This window comes from Bacillus sp. PAMC26543, from assembly GCF_014250375.1.
Classification (GTDB): domain Bacteria; phylum Bacillota; class Bacilli; order Bacillales; family Bacillaceae; genus Bacillus; species Bacillus halotolerans.
Window position 1 is genome coordinate 2,072,493 of the sequence record NZ_CP060193.1, and the last position, 19,707, is coordinate 2,092,199.

Sequence of the window (19,707 nt, forward strand, 5' to 3'; positions counted from 1 at the left end):
TATTTTAGAACTCCTTTTTTCTTATCCTTCAAAAATACTCCTATTCAACATCAATATAACAAACAAAAAGCTCATCTTTAAAGATGAGCGCAGGACATAGAGATCTGTACATTTTAATCATAAATTACATTGTAACCATATCCAGAAAATGATCAATAACAATAGAGGACATTCCTAATGCCGGTGCATTTTTTCCTAAGAAAGACGGTAATAATTCATAGCTATTGCCTAATTGGGAATAAACCCTGGACGACACTTCACTTCTAATTGAATTTAAAACCATAGGATGCGATTCAATTATGCTGTTTCTTAAAATGATGGCTTGAGGATTGAATGTATTTAGAATATTGGTAAGGCCTATTCCTAAATAGAATCCAAAATTCTGTAATGCATTTAAAGTTCCGATATCATTCCGGTGGGCAAGGTCTATAATATCTTGATAGGACACTTTTTTCTCTTTAGTCTGAAGAGATTTTAATAAAGCCTTCTCTGAAGCATACAATTCCCAGCAGCCTCGGTTTCCGCAACTGCATTTAGGGCCATTAAAGTCTATTGTCATATGTCCCATTTCTCCAGAGAATCCGCTTACCCCTCTATATAAATCATTGTTGATAATAACACCGATCCCTATCCCTGTACTGACACTTGCATAAATAATGTTATCGTGATTTTTTGCAGCACCGAATACTTTTTCTCCATATGCTCCAGCATTCGCCTCATTTTCTATAAAAACGGGCACATTGAACTTCTCTTGTATGAAAGATTTTAAGTCAATATCTCTCCAGTTGGAGTTCGGAGTGAAAACAATTTTTTGATTTTTATCAACTAGTCCAGGCACGCATATGCCTATACCAGTAAGCCCGTATGGAGATTGTGGCATATGCGTAATCAAGTGATGAATCATATCAATTAAAATGTCTTTGGTTTTTTCTGGAGAATTTGATTCCAAATGATGGTGTTGATCAAGAACGATCGTTCCTTCAAGATCTGTTAAAATGCCATTAATATAATCCACACCAACATCTATTCCTACGGAGTATCCTGCCTTTTTATTAAAAACAAGCATGACAGGTCTTCTTCCGCCACTTGATTGTCCCTGACCTATTTCAAAAACAAGATTTTCTTTCATTAACGTGTTTACCTGTGATGAAACAGTTGATTTATTTAATCCAGTCTTTTCAGATAATTTTGCTCTTGAAATAGGTGAATTTTTAAGAATTTCTTTTAATAATAACTTTTGATTTACTTTTTTGACAAAGGTTTGATCAGCGATAACCACTTAATCCACTCCATTTGTATAATCTTTACATTAAGTTGAAATGTATTGTTTTCAGTATGAGACATAGTACATAGCTAATCTTACCTTTACTATATCTAATGTGTTCATAAAAAACAAAAAAAATATTGAAAATACTGATGAGGTTATATAAGATTAAAATAAGTTAGTTTGTTCGAACAACAAACTAATAGACAACTTACTTACAATATGAAATAAAATGCACATGTATTTGAAATGATTTTTAAGGGGGAAATAACATGGCTCAATCTCATTCTAGTTCAGTCAACTATTTTGAAAGCGTAAACAAAGTGGTTTACGAAGGGAAAGATTCCACTAATCCTTTAGCATTTAAATATTATAATTCTCAAGAAGTAATCGGCGGAAAAACGATGAAAGAGCACTTGCGGTTTTCTATTGCCTATTGGCATACATTTACCGCTGATGGAACAGACGTTTTTGGGGCAGCTACGATGCAAAGGCCATGGGATCACTATAAAGGAATGGATCTGGCGAAGGCGAGAGTAGAAGCAGCATTTGAGATGTTTGAAAAACTAGATGCACCATTCTTTGCTTTTCATGACCGAGATGTTGCACCAGAAGGAAGTACGTTAAAAGAGACAAATCACAATTTAGATATCATCGTGGGCATGATTAAAGAGTATATGAGAAATAGCAACGTTAAGCTATTATGGAATACTGCAAACATGTTCACGAATCCCCGTTTCGTCCATGGTGCGGCGACTTCCTGCAATGCAGATGTGTTTGCGTATGCTGCAGCACAAGTAAAAAAAGGGTTAGAAACAGCAAAAGAGCTTGGCGCCGAGAACTATGTATTTTGGGGCGGCCGTGAAGGATATGAAACATTGTTAAATACCGATTTAAAATTGGAGCTTGATAATTTGGCGAGATTCATGCATATGGCAGTGGATTATGCAAAGGAAATCGGATATACAGGGCAGTTTTTGATTGAGCCAAAACCAAAAGAGCCGACCACTCATCAATATGATACAGATGCAGCAACAACCATTGCCTTCTTAAAGCAATATGGCTTAGACAATCATTTTAAATTAAATCTCGAAGCCAATCATGCCACATTAGCAGGGCATACATTTGAACATGAATTACGGATGGCAAGAGTACATGGTCTTCTTGGCTCTGTTGACGCGAATCAGGGTGATCCTCTTTTAGGCTGGGATACAGATGAATTTCCGACGGATTTATATTCTACGACATTAGCAATGTACGAAATCCTGCAAAATGGCGGCCTTGGAAGCGGCGGATTAAACTTCGATGCGAAGGTCAGAAGGTCTTCTTTTGAGCCTGATGATTTAATATATTCCCATGTTGCGGGGATGGATGCATTTGCAAGAGGATTGAGAGTAGCCCATAAATTAATCGAAGATCGTGTGTTTGATGATGTGATTCAACATCGTTATCGCAGCTTTACTGAAGGAATAGGTCTTGAAATTACAGAAGGAAGAGCTAATTTCCATACTCTTGAGCAATATGCGTTAAATAATACAGCAATCAAAAACGAATCAGGAAGACAGGAGCGATTAAAAGCTATATTGAACCAATACATTTTAGAAGTATAACAGATAAAGAGAACCGCTATAAAAAGGTATAGCATGATAGCTAATACCTGAGACTGCCCGTCATGATTCCTTACCTTTTGCTTATTGTTATGACGGGTAATTTCTATAATTGGGATTTATTTAGAGTGAATGGTTTTTTTATAAGGGTAAGAGGTGAAAAAATGAAGTATGTCATTGGAATAGATCTTGGAACGAGTGCTGTTAAAACAATTTTAGTCAATCAAAACGGCAAGGTTTGTGCAGAAACGTCCAAAAGTTATCCGCTCATTCAAGAGAAGGCGGGATATAGTGAGCAAAATCCTGAAGACTGGGTGCAGCAAACAATTGATGCATTGGCTGAATTGGTTTCCATATCCAACGTTCAAGCCAAGGATATTGACGGGATAAGTTATTCAGGACAAATGCATGGGTTAGTACTGCTTGACCAGGATCGGCAGGTGTTACGTCATGCAATTCTTTGGAATGACACCAGAACCACGCCTCAATGTATTAAGATGACCGAGAAATTCGGTGATAATCTGCTTAACATCACAAAAAACCGTGCTTTAGAAGGGTTTACATTACCTAAAATGTTATGGGTGAAGGAACATGAGCCTGAACTTTTTAAAAAAACGGCTGTTTTTTTGCTTCCGAAAGACTATGTGAGATTTCGTATGACCGGTGCCATTCACACCGAATACTCCGATGCAGCAGGAACGTTACTTTTACATATTACTCGCAAGGAGTGGAGCGATGATATTTGCAATCGATTTGGCATTTCTGCAGATATTTGTCCTCCGCTTGTTGAATCTCATGATTGTGTAGGATCGCTGCTTCCGAACGTTGCGGCTGAGACAGGGCTCTTGGAAAAAACAAAAGTGTACGCTGGGGGAGCAGACAATGCTTGTGGTGCGATTGGAGCCGGCATTCTTTCTTCCGGAAAAACATTATGCAGTATTGGAACGTCAGGGGTCATACTTTCATACGAAGAAGGCGAAGAAAGAGACTTTAAAGGGAAAGTGCACTTTTTTAATCATGGAAAAAAGGATTCTTTTTATACGATGGGAGTCACGCTCGCTGCAGGGTACAGCTTGGACTGGTTCAAAAGAACGTTTGCCCCAAACGAATCGTTTGAGCAATTATTGCAGGGGGTGGAATCTATTCCAATAGGAGCAAATGGACTGCTATACACTCCTTATTTGGTAGGTGAAAGAACGCCACATGCTGATTCTTCTATTCGGGGAAGCTTAATTGGAATGGATGGAGCACATAAAAGAGAGCATTTTTTGAGGGCGGTTATGGAAGGCATTACATTCTCTTTACATGAATCAATTGAGCTATTTCGAGAAGCGGGAAAATCAGTGCATACCGTTGTTTCTATTGGTGGAGGAGCTAAAAATGAAACGTGGCTTCAAATGCAAGCTGATATTTTCAATGCGAGGGTGATAAAGTTGGCAAATGAACAAGGCCCAGCCATGGGTGCTGCTATGCTAGCTGCCTTTGGAAGTAGGTGGTTTGAATCTCTTGAAGAGTGTGCAGAGCAGTTCATTCGTGAGGCTGCTACATTTTATCCAAAGGAACAAAATGTTCAAAAATATAAAACACTATTCGATGTGTATAAGAAAATTTACACTCACACAAAGGGTCTAAATACAGCCTTGAAGAGCTTTCGAAAAAACTAATTATATGTGTGGTTCGTAAAGAGTGTATTTTTTTGTCAGGGGATCAACGAAAGAACAATTAACGACTAATCACCAACAAAGGCATTTGATGACAAAACTACAGCTCAAATCGGCTCCCTAGCTATGAATATGAATGCGGAAGGATTATGGGAACACCAGTATGACGCTCAATAGCGGCGACGCGTTTAGTGCCCAGTGGGAATGCTTTATTCCGAAAAGGCAAGAAATTTGATACAACCGAGACTCACTCATAACTTGGAAACATGTCAATTCATTACAACGCAACCTTCAATCTGGGAGGGAATTCCTATCTGTGTGTTTATGGATGGACGAAAGATCCGCTCGTAGAATATTACATCGTTGATAATTGGGGCACCTATAGACCGACCGGAATGCCAAAGGGTACTTTTACTGTTGACGGGGGGACATATGACATTTATAAGACTACTAGAATGAACCACCTTCCATTATAGGTATCGCAACCTTTAAACCGTATTGGAGTGTCCGGCAGACAAAACGAACAAGCGGAACCGTATCTGTCAGCGAACACTTCAAGAAGTGGGAAAGCTTAGGAATGCCAATGGATAAGATGTATGAAACCGCGCTTACGGTTAGGGATATTAAAATAATGGCAGTGATAATGTAACTGCAAATGTACTGACTATTGGCGGTAAGCAGTAAATCATCCTTTTAAGTTTTGATTCAAATCGGAAGTATTGTCTACTCACAAATAACCCCTCACATTAATGGGGACTGACCCCATAAGATGAGACAAATAAAAAACACCTTCAAGTTTGAAAACGGATAGTTGTTATCCGAAATAAGACTTGGAGGTGTTTTTTTGTATGGGAACAAGAATGAGTTATCCGATTGAAGTCAAACAGAAGGCTGTAGAAATGAGATTGGCAGGCGTGCCTATGAAAGAGATCATGCAGGAATTGAATATCAGGAATAAGACGCAGGTTCAGACATGGGTTAGATGGCATAAAGCTGGGGATACACATCGATTCGAACAGCCTGTTGGTAAGCAATACACTTACGGAAAAGGTCCGGAGTATTCTTCCGAATTAGAGAAACTGCAGGCAGAGAACCGTTATCTGAGACAACAAAATGAAGTTTTAAAAAAGTACAACGAATTGGAAAGGAAGTTGATAGCCAAACGTCAGTCGAACTTGTAGAAGTATTGCACGGCACAATGACCGTACAGAATATCTGTGTTCATTTAGGTATCTCACGAGCGTCTTATTATCGTTGGAAGAAGAACCTGATGAAAGATCATCCCAAGCGCCATTTGGAAAAACAAATCGGCACGTTGTGCCGAGAGCACAAGTATCGATATGGATATCGAAAAATTACAGCTATATTAAAAAAGGAAATGCGTATTAACCATAAAACGGTTCAGCGTATCATGCAGAAAAATCAGTGGCAGTGCCGGGTTAAGGTGAAAAAGCGCAAGAAGAATGGGCAGCCATATGCCGTGGTTGATAATATATTAGATCGAAACTTTCAGTCCGATCATCCTCTTGAAAAACTAGTAACGGATATCACGTATTTGCCTTATGGACAGAAACAATTGTACCTTTCCAGTATATTGGATGTATACAATGGAGAAGTGATTGCTTTCACGATTGGAGATAAGCAGGACACAGACTTTGTCTTAAACACACTTGATCAACTGCCAACACTGCCTCAGAACTGCGTGTTACATAGTGACCAAGGATCTGTGTATACATCTTATGAGTATCAGAAAGCTGTTAAAACAAAAGGCATTACCATGAGCATGTCCCGCAAAGGGACGCCCGCTGATAATGCCTCCATCGAATCGTTTCATTCCTCACTAAAGTCTGAAACGTTCTATCTTAACAGCATTAATCGAACCACGACCGCCATCGTAGAACGCACTGTCAAAGAATACATTTATTATTATAACAACATTCGTATTCAAACGAAACTAAACAGCCAATCACCGATAAGCTATCGGCAATTGGCTGTTTAAAAGGTGTTTTGATCCCTGTCTCAAAAACGGGGGTCAGTCCCAATGTGAAGGGGTGTTTTTGATAAGCTACACGATCTAATTGCTGTTTCTATAGTATTCAACAAAATCAATGTCCGTCATTAAAAAGCAATATCAAATCTATCTAAAGGAGTCGCTAAAACGAATATAAAAAACGTAGGATTTAAGTTGTACGATTCACTTCATACGCCGTTCGTATTCCGGATTCAATTGCTCCTTGCATCCATCCGTGAGTAAGTGAGGCGTGTTCTCCAGCGAAATGTATTTTCCCTTCAGGGGCAGGGATGTATGGATACAGCTGTAATTCCTGTCCTGGTTCGAAAGCTGTGAAACCCCCGGCTGAATATGGATTTTGGGTCCAGCTAAAAGAAGCGCCGGTCACAAACTCTGACCATACAACATCACCATAGATTTCCGATAAATTCATTAACGTATAGCGGAGGCGCTCTCCCTCTGAAAGACTGTCCCATATCAGTGCCTCATCCGCCCATGTGTAACTCGCTACAACGACAGCATGTCCATTCGATCCAATGTCAATGCTGGGATAATACGAAAATCTAATCGGAAGATCAGTTATCGATTTGCCGCCGCGCTGCCCAGCTTTTTCCCAAAAACGGCTCTTAAACTCTATTCCGATTTTTGTTGCGGCAATATAGTTGAGTTCACGAATAGCCCGCCGTTTATAATAGGAAAATGAATCATATGGTTCAACTTGTACAAAACGCAATGTTGAAAATGGAATGGTTATGATAGCGAGATCGCCTGTCACTGCCAAATGTTTTGCTGTCTGTTGATGAATGCAGTTAACCGTAACATTGTTTTGGTTTTGAGATATTTTCACCATTTTATGATGGAAGACAATATGTTCTTTTAATTGAGGAAGAAATGCTTGAGGAAGCCGATCCATGCCGCCTGTTATTTCATAGAAACGAGTTGGCGACGTATAAAAGATGGATTCCCGTAACACTTCAACAAGGGACATCCCCATATATGCTTCCATATCCAAAAGTACGCCGATCATATCGATTGCACCGTATGAAAAATAAGTATTCAAGTAAGAGCCTAACGAATGGTTCCGGTATTGTGTTTCAACAATCCGCCAATTTCTCGCAGGATCTACATAAATAAAATTGAGGATAGGCTGCAATACAGAAAGCATCAGCTCTTCGGCCGTTTTTCCTTGTTCATTTGCTGTAACTGGGTATCTTAAGATACCCGGATTGCTTTCAAAATGATGAAGACGTGTTTGAATGCCATTGGCGTAAATGATGTCCATTGGAGTTCTGTTCAAAAATACACTAGTTGGCAGGCTGAATCTTTTTATATATTCCAAGGTTAGAGTATGGATATCCGGAATACGCATTGGTCCAACATTGAAATACAGCCCGGCACTGAAGGGAGATCGCAACGTGCAAACTCTGCCCCCGACTCTATCACTCGCTTCCAGAATCGTCACTTTATGTCCTGCATTCTTCAGCAAAGATGCAGAAACAAGCCCGGCCAACCCGGCGCCAACGATAATAATGTGCTTTGGGTATTGTGATGTGCTAAGACCATTTCTAATAATCGCAATCATGTCTTCGTTCTTTAGTAGAGAATTCATTTTTGTGAGGCACCCTCTTTTTAGATTTATTGCATTATATTCATTCAAAAGGGTATCTATCACGAACTATATCTTTTTTTCAGTTGAGTGCTGCTCAACACAGCCTTTAAATCCTCTGGCATTCACATAACCGTTTTTACTCCAAATAGAACGTTTTTTCGTTTGTGCTTCCTGTTCATCTTTTCTAAACTGGTCTATGTATTTTGTATTTGGCTCATAAACATATGCTACTCTGGCTAATCCTTCTTTTAACAGTGTTTCTTGAACAGACTTGCCATCGACATAAACGTAAGCTAACAGCCTTCCGAATTTATCTCTGCGCTCTCCTTTATCAAATTCTAATTGCAGCTTTCCGCCGCTAACCAATTCTTTGTTTCGTTTAGATGCATCCTCGCCATATGGCTGAACACATGAATGTGGCTTTTTAGTCTCTGGAGTATCAATGAGCAAGTAGCGAACCGTATCAATATTGCCGTTATAGCTAACTTTGATCGTATCTCCGTCAACAGGCCTTTCTAACACAGCATCCACCAAGCCTTTTTTTGCTTCAGAGTTAGAATTCTTGGCAACTGGCTGTTTTAGATCTGAATGGCTTTTTTCAGCAGTATCATTTAATCCGCAGGCTGTCAAAGAAAAACTCAAAGCTAATAGACTAAAGCCTAACATTACTTTCTTCAATTCCATTTCTCCTTCTTCTGTTTCTTTCTATCTCAATCAACCAACATTCATTATAATGATATCGCTATTTATTGTGAATGTAATTTTTCTTAACACGTTTATATTTGAGTACTAGCTTTTGATCAATATTCCAATATCACAAAAAGGTTTCAAAAATGTAACCATGAAGAACATGTTTAGCTGAATTTCCTGAAATCATTCGGAGTATAAGGGGATTAGTATGTAATCCTGGTGTTAGGCGTTTTATCTGGGAAAATCCTATGATTGCTAAAAAACTTCAGAAGTTTTTTATTGACTGAAAACGCTTTTAAAATTATGATAATACCAAACCTAACAAGGATGTAACAAAAATATAACTAGGACATAACAAAAAAGTGGATATGTTTCTCGTGGTAAATGAAAACGATTTCAATTAGGCTGTTTTTGCGAAAAGCCTCTTCGCTGCATTGAGTATTGCTAATTTTCAGATTGATAAGGTCTCGGGAAATAAAAAAACTGGCTGAAACGAGTATTGCTCTTTAAAAGAGAAAGGGTGAATCCAGCACACTCGGTTGACAGAATGAAAAAATGTATAAAGCATTCTTCATAAAGGTGGGGAAAGGGTATGAAAGAACAACGAAATCCCAGGTCGTTTTTGCAGTTGATAATGATTTCAGCAACATTTGGCGGGCTTCTCTTTGGATATGACACCGGAGTTATAAATGGAGCCTTGCCTTTTATGGCAAGATCTGATCAACTTAACTTAACACCGGTCACAGAAGGGCTGGTTACAAGCATGCTTCTATTAGGAGCAGCGTTTGGTGCATTGCTGTGCGGCAAATTGGCTGACCGCTATGGCCGACGTAAAATGATCCTTAATCTTTCCTTTTTATTCTTTCTGGCATCACTCGGAACAGCAATTGCGCCGAATGTTTTAACGATGGTTATCTTTCGGTTTTTGCTGGGACTGGCTGTCGGTGGGGCATCATCAATGGTACCGGCCTTTTTAGCAGAAATGGCGCCGTATGAGAAAAGAGGGCGTATGGTAACGCAAAATGAACTGATGATCGTCGGCGGGCAATTTTTAGCCTACGTTTTTAATGCGATTCTTGGTGTTGCAATGGCTGATACAGGGCATGTTTGGAGATACATGCTTGTCCTTTGTGCCATACCGGCTCTCCTATTATTTGCAAGTATGCTCATGGTTCCGGAGAGCCCGAGGTGGCTAACTTCTAAAGGTAAAAAAAGCGAGGCGCTGCGCGTTCTTAAACTCATACGTGACGAGAAAAGGGCAGAAGCAGAATTTAAAGAAATACAAGCAGCGGCAGTCAAAGATTCAAATGTAGAGAAGGTATCTATCAAAGAGTTCTCTACACCATGGCTGCGCCGTCTTTTATGGATTGGGATCGGTGTTGCCATCGTTAATCAAATCACAGGCGTCAATTCGATTATGTATTACGGCACTCAAATCCTGCAAGAATCCGGTTTTGGTACAAAAGCAGCTTTAATCGCTAATATTGGGAATGGATTGATATCAGTCATTGCCGTTATCATCGGCATTTGGCTGGTTGGCAGGGTGAACCGGCGTCCGATATTGATGATTGGTTTATCAGGAACGACCACAGCGCTTTTATTCATTGCCATATTTTCAATCGTGTTTGATGGATCAGCAGCACTCCCGTATATCGTGCTATCTTTGACCGTTTTATTTCTAGCCTTTATGCAGGGCTGTGTCGGACCAGTAACATGGCTGGTCATTGCAGAAATATTCCCGCAAAAAGTAAGAGGGCTTGGTTCTGGCATCAGTGTATTTTTCCTCTGGATTTTAAACTTTATCATCGGTTTTGCTTTTCCAATCATGCTTAGCTCTGCAGGCTTATCCTTTACTTTCTTTATATTTGTCGCTTTGGGTATCTTGGCAATCGGTTTTGTGTACAAATTCATGCCGGAAACTAAGGGGCGAACACTTGAAGAACTAGAAGAGCATTTCCGTTCAATGGATAGAAATTATGACTCTGAAAAATCAATTCATGAAGCGTGATTATCTTATTAAAATGATATTGAATGCAATGGTTAAGCAGCCCACTTTCATCAAGTGGACAATAACAAGTAATTGTTTTCGACTAATCTTCTTGAAAATTTTACTTCTGTCTATGAACATATTAATAGTATTGCATTTGTAATTAAAGCTCTCTTTATGAGGGCTTTTTATTATGCGTCATACCGGACACTTATATTGGGGAAGCTAATGAAAAAGAAAGAAGGAGATACGAAGTGAAGAAGCATTTACTTTCCTTATGTGTTTTATTATTTGCATTGACTTTTGTTCAAACAAAGACTCAAGCCCTGACATTTACAGAATTGCCAATTAAACAAAAAACAGAACAATGGTCAGTCGAAATAGCTGAAGCAAAAAATGCAAAGGAATTAGCGAGTCCAAAAAAGGGGGAATATCACGTATATTCAATGGAAATCAAAAACATAGGGGAAGCCGCAGCTACAGTGGATGTACAATTGTATAGAAATGATCCTGATTCAACCACGAGGTTTTCACTTTTTGGCTGTCCCGAAAACTGTGTGAGACAGAAGGAGGATTTAATAAGCTTAGCCAAAAGTTTAAACGATGGTGCACCGCTGAAGTTTAACCATTTTATGGTGGCTGAAAAGGCATCTGAATTAGAGGTTGTTATTATTTGGACACAAAAAGGAAAAGAAGGACGCCAATTAAAACAAACCTTTACATTCAGTTAGAAGAGGTGAATTAGACAATGTAGTGACCTACATAGGACTTGAGCATTAAAGCTGTTTGAATGTTGTATCCATTTGGGTTAACAGGCAGATAATCAACACCTGATCAGTATTAAGGCAGACATAGATGCGCTGCGAATCACCAAGAAAGTCTTATGTGACTGCAAAACTGAAAAGACAATTTATTGGGCTGCTTTATGAGCAGCTTTTTTTATATTCTTTTTCAAGTAACATTTTGCCCATTTATTCTACTAATAAAATGAAGAAAGCGAGGGGAAACATGAGAAGCAAAAATAAAATCAAAAGATCACTAATCATTACAGCTCTATTATTGATTTGTTTAGTAACGTTCTTCGCAATGATATCAGGAGACAAAGTAAAAAATGAGGGAAGCAGCAGGAACGGATTGTGGGTTTCTACCATTGAAAAATCAGATAAAACTTCGATTGGCCCTAATTACTTCTTGAATTTATACTGGCAGGGGAACAAGAAAGAAGCGAAAAGAACCATTGTTGAAAAAATCATATTGTATATAGATGGTAAAAAGTACGATGACAGAGAAGATTATGATTTATCAGAGTACACAGGTGAAGAAATGCCAGGCGGAGGACAAATGGAAGACCACATTGCTACGTTTGATTTTATGCTTGAAGATGAAGTAATTGGACATGATGTAGTTGTTAAGGTGGAGTGGAAGACCGGTAGGGAAAAACATACAGATAAAATAAGATTACAAGAGAAACCATGGTATAAAAGATAAATCTGCAATGGCAAGTTTAGGGATGAACGTCCAAAATATAGGTCTGCTTTCAGAAACATCTGATTGATAAGTACATGTCATGATAAAGGCATGTTTTTATTCAAAGTAAAAATAAAACATGCGAGTTTAGTTCCTTACCTGTACATAAAATGCTTACATTTCTTTCAAATGCTCGTAAAGCAATTAAAGCAAACAGTACCAGATATCAAAGGGACTGCAAACAAAATAATCACTGCTATGATCTCCCAGCCGTTAAAAAAATCGTGGTTTTTAATGAATACCTGTCCTTCTAAAATGATAAAAGTTATAATCCCTGTTAATACTAAAAAGCATGAAAACAGAATGCTCCTTGCTTTTGGTTTTAGCTTTTTAAACTCATCTTTAAAATAAATGAAAACGAGAACTAAAGAGCAAAAGGATGCTACAGTGCTTATTACATCAATATTTTTCATGACTTTCGCAATGATGATACATAAGATGAAAAGAAAAAATGCTAAGTTTTTAGACAAAAAATCGCTCCTTATTTTATGGCTACCCAAAAAGTTTACAAGTTTTTCACAATAGGCACAATGCGATGGCAGTAAATTAATCAATTAGTTAACGAAATAGGTTTTTTTATCTTATTGTACCATGTACTAAATATTCAATCGTTTTTTATGTGCGGGCACTAGGGAATAATGTGTAACGGAAAGGCAAAACTGAATTGAAGAGAGTTTACCTGTGGTAAATGTGTTCTTCAAATCTATAAACTTGTACTGTCTTCCGGGTTCAGTACTCTTGTGTCGCGTTATTATAAATTACCTCTAAAATGATTTGCACTGTTATAAAACATACACCAAAAAGGAGAGATAAATGCGTAAAATCGGGATATTGGTCTTAGCGTTCTTTGCTTTTATTTCAGGCTGCAATGATAAGGAAGAAAATAAAATAAAAACGCCAAAGATGCAGAACCTTGTTGGTTTTATCCTTTTTAAGGATGACAAGTCAGCCGTTTTTCTTGAGGGCAAACATGCTCCTGAAAAAGAGGACTTTGAATTGTCTCAAGATAGACTAATAAGAAAATATAAAAATCATGTTGTGATATTGGGATTAAGTCAAATTGAAAACAAAGAAGACCTTGTGGCAGGTAAAAAAATGAAGGTGTGGTTCAACACTCTTAAAGAATCTGATCCTCCAAAAGCAACAATTAAAAAATTCAATTGGTTATAAAGGTTGGCATCCCCCGCATATGATCGCTTAATAGAAAGCTCTACAATTATTATATTTTAATAATGGTACTGCCATAAACAGCGCTATATTCAAATGCTGAGATGCCTGAAAAAAATCAATAAACACAGATGTTCTCTTTACCACGCGCAAGGGCATGAACATCACTTACACAATCAATGCAGCTTGTTGCTGTATAAAAGCAGCATGATAGTTTAGTATAAAAAACAGCACTCACACGAAGATGTAGTGCTGTTTTAACGTTTGCAGAGCATTGCATAAAAGTGGTTATTTCCAGACTGACAAATATTTCTTTCGATATTTGCTATCTTTCTCGATCTCAATCAAGTCCATTGCTATTTCCCTAATATGCTCATCTTTATCTTCATCGTATAATTTTTTTAATCCTACAATCATATCGTAGCGAATCAATGTATAATGTTTTTCGTTTATTCCATTTTTAAAGCGATCAATAATATGAGTAAGCACTAGGTCTTTTTGTTCTGGCCCAGCTAAACCAACCTTCCAGATTGCTTGCAAACTATGCCGAGCAGTTACAAATTTTGAATCCCTGGTCACTTCCCATAACGCTGGAAAGTCGTGCAGCATCCGTTTATCCGGATCACTGATTGCTAAACCAGCAAGAAACTGTGCAGCTCTCGCTCGCCTGTGGTTATCCGGATCGGTCAGCCATCCTATTAATTGATCCCATACTTCATAAGCCCAGTCTACTTTTTCTTTTGTGGCGTTAATAATATTCTGAAAGGCTTCTAATTGCAGGCTTTTGTCCTTTGCTTCTAGATTTTCAAAATGAGATTTCATTATACTGTCCATTTTCGTATCACCTTAAAATGATTAGTTATGTTGATTATATCCTTTCACTTGCGATCTTCCAATAAACATCATTTCTCGCGCTAGTGAATGCTTACCTTTTCCTATTATGTCTTTCTAATTCAATTTCAACATAAAATCTGTTACATTGGCTGGTCTTTACATTGTGTACTTGATGAGGGCTACATATCTTGTTTACAGATCAGATGTTTATGAAAGAATCATTTTTAAATCGTAATTTTTTATATAACGATCGAAGAATACAAAACAGCGAGTAACCTATTGCAGCACCTGACGTATTAAGGATTAAATCATCAACGTCAAAACTTCTATAAGAGTTTCTTAAATACATAGAAATCGAAAGTTGCGTTAGTTCTATAGACAATGAAATAAAAAATCCAGTTAATAACATTCTTTTTAGGTTCCTTAACTTGTCAAATAAAAGAGGGAACAACAAGCCAATTGGCAACAGTAAAATCAGATTTCCGCCAAGAGATCTTATCACATAAAACTGCAAGCCTAGATGATAAATATCTACAAAGAAATAAAACGGGATAAAGTTATTTCCATACAAAAATGGATGATAAGAATCGTTCCTCCAGTTCGCAATTAAATCATGATCTATAGGTAAAGGGAATATTGTAACGCTTATCAGTTCAAAGAAGTAAACGATTAAACAAACAATTACAAGATGCTTATCATTGGCCATTCGTTCTTTCTTAAATATAAATCGCTTAATAATTCTATAAAGAATAAAACAAAAATAAAGTACAAACATGAATGGCAAGAGAAAAGTTGAGTCAAGCATAAATACACCACAATTTCTTTTTTGAATCTATTTTAACATAATTAGGAAAGAGATTAAGATTAAATAAAAAAAGACTTTTATCTAGATTTAAAAGGAGGAAAGGGAAGGTGAAACTCAATAACGACAGTGATTTCCAAACCAATTTTGCTGACATGTTTTTAAGAAACGGTTGAGGAGAAGTTTATTGCTCATACGAGTCAAAGTTGAAAATGATTGGAGTGATAGTGAATTGATAAATTGTTAAAGAATAAAAAAATAACTAAATGTGTTGAAAAGATCAATTGCTCTAATAAAGGGGGGGTTCTTTTAAAGAATGCCTAATTTCGTATGGACAAATGACATTTGGCTGTGAGGTAAATACAATACAGTAAACTAGATGAGCGAATGGAGGGTTCGATGTGTTTAGACAATATCCAGTTTGGTATACACAAACACCTTACTATCTGAATTATCATGTGCCTCAATACCAAACAATCTCTTATGATCCACAACGATGCTATCAACGTTGCATGTATCAAACTGGCGGTAACTATGTTATGAAGAAATACAAGTGTAAAAGAGGGGACTTTCTCCTCTTTAAAACCACATAAATATAAATTAAAAATTAAGAATCTGATAAAAAAGGAAGTAAATTAGGATAACTCTATTTGTTAAACGATACATCTCAATTATAAATAATGATATCTCAGTTGAAGAATTTAAACCAAGTAGGAGCCAGAAAAAGCTTGCAGCTTAAAGAATTACAAAGGAAACAAGAGGACGGCAGCATCGGCAATACATATGATTACTAAGCTTGCTAAGAAAATAGAATGTTAACTGATGAAAAAGTTGACCAGGTCGATGATCTTCTTCATCAGTTAAAGAACGCTTCATCACGCATGCTTTGGAATCAAGACCAATTAAACTCAAAGGCATTTACACACTATGCTTTTACGAAATTCAAAGGTATTGTAATCAAGGAAAACTACATCGGCGGACTTCGTGTATTCGGCGGAACATTTATGGGTAAGACCGTAGCAATGAAACATTGGGTACCGGTCTAATGAAATCCAATACAATGTATTACAGCACATGAATACTAAAGAAAATGGATAAGAGCTCGGTGTCCATATCTTTAACAATAATGAGGGCTCGGTTACACACGTCCTATAGATCATTTCAATTAAGGGATCAATCCTGAAGTGAAGAACTTTATTACTTTACACACGATGATTTCAACTTGAATTAATTAATATAATACAAGCTTTCTTTTGAGACAGCAGTTTACATTATGTGGAGAAACACTGATTTGTTAAAATAAATATATCGTCACTATACCTCATTGCGAAAGGGGAATATTTATGACCAAGGTAGCGATAGTTACTGGTTCCGCAGGCGGATTAGGGAGAGGGATAGCAGAGAGATTGTGCAAGGATGGTTTTAGTGTCGTTCTGCATGATATTAACGAGGAACTGCTGCATGCAACTGTATCAGACTTCAAAGAAAAAGGCTATCATGTTATCGGAGTAAAAGGGGATGTATCCAAGCGTGATGATCAATTCAATTTAGTTAAAGCAGCGGCAGATACATTTGGCCGTTTGGATGTGTTTGTAAACAATGCAGGTATTGAGGCAGTTTCGCCATTTTTAGAAATAACAGAAGAACAACTGAATCAATTGTTCAAGGTTAATGTCAATGGCGTTGTGTTTGGTACTCAAGCAGCTGCTGATCAGTTCATTAAGCAAGAAACAAAAGGCAAAATCATTAACGCATGCAGTATAGCAGGTCACGAATCATTTGAAATGCTTGGCACATATTCCGCAACGAAGCACGCAGTGAAATCTTTTACACATTCAGCTGCTAAAGAGTTAGCCAAATATCAAATAACAGTTAACGCATATTGTCCTGGTGTTGCAAAAACAAAAATGTGGGATCGCATTGATGAGGAAATGGTTAAACATAGCGATGATTTAAAACCAGGAGAAGCTTTTGAAAAATTCTCTTCAGACATTGCTCTAAAAAGATATCAAACACCTGAAGATGTGGCCAATTTAGTCTCATTTCTAGCTTCAGATGATTCAGATTATATCACCGGTCAAGCTATTTTAACTGATGGCGGCCTGGTTTATAGATGATAGAATGTACAGTAAAATAAAAGAATCCATTTTAGAAATGGATTCTTTTTGTTTGAGATGAAACCATAATGACCTAGTTGTATAATGAGAAAAGCAATTCAGAGGTCCGTGTGTTCATTCAATGAAAATGGAGTGAACATGTTGGCAAAAAAATATTTGGTCCGTCAGCATGTTCATCTTGTGCAGGAATGATATGTTGGACAAGCAACATCGTGGCGCATGTGAGTTTTAGACACAAGCCAGACGAACAATACATAGCCATAAAGAGAGGCTTGGCGTTATACAAGCCCTATTTGTGTCAGTAGCCAAAAACCAATGTTGTACTTTGTGATCCGGCATATTTTGTGACAAATTCTTTTGTGTACTGCGGAGTTTGAACCCGGTAGCTGTAATTGGAGCCTGGATTCCACGTTGTCAACGGTGAGGATTGCCTGTTCAAGGATGGATAGCTTCCTGTATCCTTAAAGTATCCGGTGCCCTTGTCATCAAGGATTCCGCCTTTTTCGCTGCCTTTTCCAAAATAATTGTATTCAGAATATATTTTTGCTTTTGTCGCGATGGTAATTGCTTGGTTAAAATTGTTGCTGTAATTGTTTTTGACATGAAAGTAGCCATATCTCATCAGCCCCGGGCCTCTTACATACAAATTCTCAAAATAGTTGTTGGCGATGGTCATGTGCGGATAGCCGTCATATTGGTGCTGGGAATCATCAGGATATCCTAAAATTAAACCGTACTTATGATTTGCGAATTTTGAGTTGCTGATGGTGATATAATCAGCTGATTTACCGATATACAACAGCTTGTCCAGGTCACTTCCGCCAGCACTATAGCTGTGTCCTGAAAATGTAACATGGTCGATCCAATAGTTGAAGCCTGAATCTAGATAAAGCTGTATATCGTTATTTCCGTTAATCTGCGGGCTGTGTTCAAAGGTCAGATTTTGAAAGATGACATTTCCGGATGAAGAAGATGTTGTTAAATAAATATTTTTCAGCGTTTTTTTAGCGTAAGAACCTACAAGTGTTTTATTTGAACCAATCGTTACCGTTGTTTTTGAAGAAGCGGTTAAATCATTTTGAAGCACTAAAATTTTAGGTGTTGATCCGCTCAGATGGGTTTTTAAATCATTTAGACTTTGGATATAAACGATCTGGCCGTTTTTTCCGCCGGTTGTGCTGGCTTTAGAGACTCCTTTTTCATTTTTTGCATTTCCGGCAAATCCTAAAATGCCATTCGTCGAGGTATTTGGAAAATCGACGGCGCCTAAAGCTTTTTCAGGCAAGAGAAGCAATAATAAACTTAACATGGCAAATAATAAAGAAAATCGTTTCAAAGCCACTCAGCTTCCTTTCAAATTTAAATAATTTACATATGGATTATTATTACAGTTGGACAACAGTAAGAATAGAGTCTATATTCCTGATCAAAACCGGGATTTTATATGTTTTTTGATGCAAATAAAAGAGTTACAGTTGGAACCACACGAAAGGATTGATACACCATTGACTGCTGCAGCATATCGAAACACTTTGCTTTCTCTTCTTTGTTTAACAGCGGGAATCGTGGATGTGATCGGTTATTTAAGCCTAGGACACGTCTTCACTGCTAATATGACGGGAAATATCGTTTTATTGGGATTAGCAATCGGAAAATCTCTTCAAGTCACTGTTTTTCATTCTTTAACTGCGCTAATCGGCTTTATCGTGGGAGTGATTGTTTCCACGATCATTGTTGGAAAGGCAGAGAAAACATTTTGGCCATCCGCTGTAACAAAAGCTCTGGCAATTGAAGCGTTCATTTTATTTGTTTTTGCTTGTCTTTCAATATCTGCTGCTTTCGTTCCGGTGTACATCCTTATTATCCTTTTGAGTATTGCCATGGGGATACAAACAATAGCAGCTAAACAACTGGGGATTGCAGGCATTTCTTCTACAGTTTTGACCGGAACATTGGCTTCTCTTTTAGAGGATCTTTCCGGCCGGTTGTTTTTCTCTAAACAGAATAAAACATTCTTAAGAGATGCTGTGTTAAGGGCGCTGGCCATCATATTATATTGTGTGGGGGCTGTTATTGTAGCTTTTGCAGATCCACATTTTCATTACATTATTATCTGGTTTCCGATTGTGCTCATTTTAGGTATTATACTTACTGCTCTGACCAAGTTGCAAAAGGTAAAGTGAAATTCTCCCGCTTGCGATTTCAAGCGGGGATGGGAATTTTTTGAGCTGATATACTTCAGATCCTCACTATAGCTATCTATATTCTATCCATATTAATGAAACAAGAATTTTGGCTCAAATGTGCATCTGAACATAAGTAATGCATAGTTGTATAAACGCACCCTTTGATATATATAGAATAGTGAATTAGACATAAATCAATCTATGAATCTATGTCCTCTTTCAATCCATATCGAATGAGTATTACA

Annotated in this window: 16 protein-coding genes and 2 pseudogenes; 11 read left to right on the forward strand and 7 right to left on the reverse strand. The window is 37.6% G+C overall.

The window, feature by feature from the left end; translation table 11 throughout:
• Positions 1-124: 124 nt before the first annotated feature.
• The gene (locus H7F27_RS10780; protein ID WP_101861430.1) at positions 125-1,279 is read right to left on the reverse strand and encodes a transcriptional repressor XylR; all 1,155 of its coding nucleotides are present in this window, start codon (positions 1,277-1,279) and stop codon (positions 125-127) included.
• Between the two features lie 257 nt (positions 1,280-1,536).
• Here H7F27_RS10780 and xylA point away from each other — a divergent pair, with 257 nt between their 5' ends.
• From xylA to H7F27_RS10800, 4 genes and pseudogenes are all read left to right on the forward strand, one after another.
• Positions 1,537-2,874: a xylose isomerase gene (gene xylA, locus H7F27_RS10785; protein ID WP_101861431.1), complete on the forward strand. Its 1,338-nt coding sequence runs from the start codon at positions 1,537-1,539 to the stop codon at positions 2,872-2,874.
• Positions 2,875-3,035: 161 nt separating this feature from the next.
• Complete coding sequence (xylB, locus tag H7F27_RS10790) at positions 3,036-4,535, forward strand: xylulokinase (protein ID WP_185847881.1); 1,500 nt, start codon at positions 3,036-3,038, stop codon at positions 4,533-4,535.
• 139 nt (positions 4,536-4,674) lie between these two features.
• Positions 4,675-5,216, forward strand: a pseudogene (locus H7F27_RS10795) (glycoside hydrolase family 11 protein); the annotation flags it as partial.
• Between the two features lie 164 nt (positions 5,217-5,380).
• Positions 5,381-6,531 (forward strand): IS3 family transposase gene (locus tag H7F27_RS10800; protein WP_127695692.1). Its coding sequence is split into 2 segments (ribosomal slippage): positions 5,381-5,654 and positions 5,654-6,531, totalling 1,152 coding nucleotides; the frame shifts between segments, so codons are not numbered across the junction.
• A 181-nt stretch (positions 6,532-6,712) separates the two neighbouring features.
• On the opposite strand, the gene H7F27_RS10805 is transcribed toward H7F27_RS10800, so the two are convergent.
• A complete protein-coding gene (locus H7F27_RS10805; protein WP_185847882.1) occupies positions 6,713-8,152 on the reverse strand; it encodes a flavin monoamine oxidase family protein in 1,440 nt (479 codons plus the stop codon).
• Positions 8,153-8,218: 66 nt separating this feature from the next.
• The gene (locus H7F27_RS10810) at positions 8,219-8,836 is read right to left on the reverse strand and encodes a thermonuclease family protein (RefSeq protein WP_395956376.1); all 618 of its coding nucleotides are present in this window, start codon (positions 8,834-8,836) and stop codon (positions 8,219-8,221) included.
• Positions 8,837-9,434: 598 nt separating this feature from the next.
• Here H7F27_RS10810 and H7F27_RS10815 point away from each other — a divergent pair.
• The 3 genes from H7F27_RS10815 (at position 9,435) to H7F27_RS10825 (ending at position 12,317) form a co-directional block, all read left to right on the forward strand.
• Entirely contained in the window at positions 9,435-10,850 is a 1,416-nt protein-coding gene (locus H7F27_RS10815; RefSeq protein ID WP_024121667.1) for a sugar porter family MFS transporter, read from the forward strand.
• A 233-nt stretch (positions 10,851-11,083) separates the two neighbouring features.
• Positions 11,084-11,560, forward strand: coding sequence for a hypothetical protein (locus H7F27_RS10820; RefSeq protein WP_101861434.1), 477 nt, complete (start codon positions 11,084-11,086; stop codon positions 11,558-11,560).
• A 277-nt stretch (positions 11,561-11,837) separates the two neighbouring features.
• Positions 11,838-12,317, forward strand: coding sequence for a DUF4944 domain-containing protein (locus H7F27_RS10825; RefSeq protein ID WP_101861458.1), 480 nt, complete (start codon positions 11,838-11,840; stop codon positions 12,315-12,317).
• Positions 12,318-12,481: 164 nt separating this feature from the next.
• Here the strand turns inward: H7F27_RS10825 and H7F27_RS10830 are convergent, their stop codons facing one another.
• Positions 12,482-12,826 (reverse strand): YoqO family protein, encoded by a 345-nt coding sequence (locus H7F27_RS10830; RefSeq protein ID WP_101861435.1) that lies wholly within the window; start codon positions 12,824-12,826, stop codon positions 12,482-12,484.
• A gap of 343 nt (positions 12,827-13,169) precedes the next feature.
• Here H7F27_RS10830 and H7F27_RS10835 point away from each other — a divergent pair, with 343 nt between their 5' ends.
• Positions 13,170-13,526 (forward strand): DUF3221 domain-containing protein, encoded by a 357-nt coding sequence (locus tag H7F27_RS10835; RefSeq protein ID WP_101861436.1) that lies wholly within the window; start codon positions 13,170-13,172, stop codon positions 13,524-13,526.
• A 285-nt stretch (positions 13,527-13,811) separates the two neighbouring features.
• Here H7F27_RS10835 and H7F27_RS10840 read toward each other — a convergent pair whose 3' ends face one another.
• Positions 13,812-14,357, reverse strand: a complete 546-nt coding sequence (locus H7F27_RS10840; RefSeq protein WP_185847884.1) for a hypothetical protein — start codon at positions 14,355-14,357, stop codon at positions 13,812-13,814.
• A 199-nt stretch (positions 14,358-14,556) separates the two neighbouring features.
• Complete coding sequence (locus tag H7F27_RS10845; RefSeq protein WP_024121660.1) at positions 14,557-15,162, reverse strand: VanZ family protein; 606 nt, start codon at positions 15,160-15,162, stop codon at positions 14,557-14,559.
• A gap of 743 nt (positions 15,163-15,905) precedes the next feature.
• On the opposite strand from H7F27_RS10845, the pseudogene H7F27_RS10850 reads away from it, so the two are divergent.
• Together H7F27_RS10850 and H7F27_RS10855 are read left to right on the forward strand one after the other, a co-directional pair.
• Positions 15,906-16,132, forward strand: a pseudogene (locus tag H7F27_RS10850) (thymidylate synthase); the annotation flags it as partial.
• Between the two features lie 370 nt (positions 16,133-16,502).
• Entirely contained in the window at positions 16,503-17,276 is a 774-nt protein-coding gene (locus tag H7F27_RS10855; protein ID WP_024121657.1) for an acetoin reductase, read from the forward strand.
• A gap of 298 nt (positions 17,277-17,574) precedes the next feature.
• Here H7F27_RS10855 and H7F27_RS10860 read toward each other — a convergent pair whose 3' ends face one another.
• Positions 17,575-18,585: a polysaccharide lyase family 1 protein gene (locus H7F27_RS10860; RefSeq protein WP_395958042.1), complete on the reverse strand. Its 1,011-nt coding sequence runs from the start codon at positions 18,583-18,585 to the stop codon at positions 17,575-17,577.
• Positions 18,586-18,781: 196 nt separating this feature from the next.
• Between H7F27_RS10860 and H7F27_RS10865 the strand changes: the two genes are divergently transcribed.
• A complete protein-coding gene (locus H7F27_RS10865) occupies positions 18,782-19,459 on the forward strand; it encodes a YoaK family protein (protein ID WP_106021707.1) in 678 nt (225 codons plus the stop codon).
• Positions 19,460-19,707 lie beyond the last annotated feature (248 nt).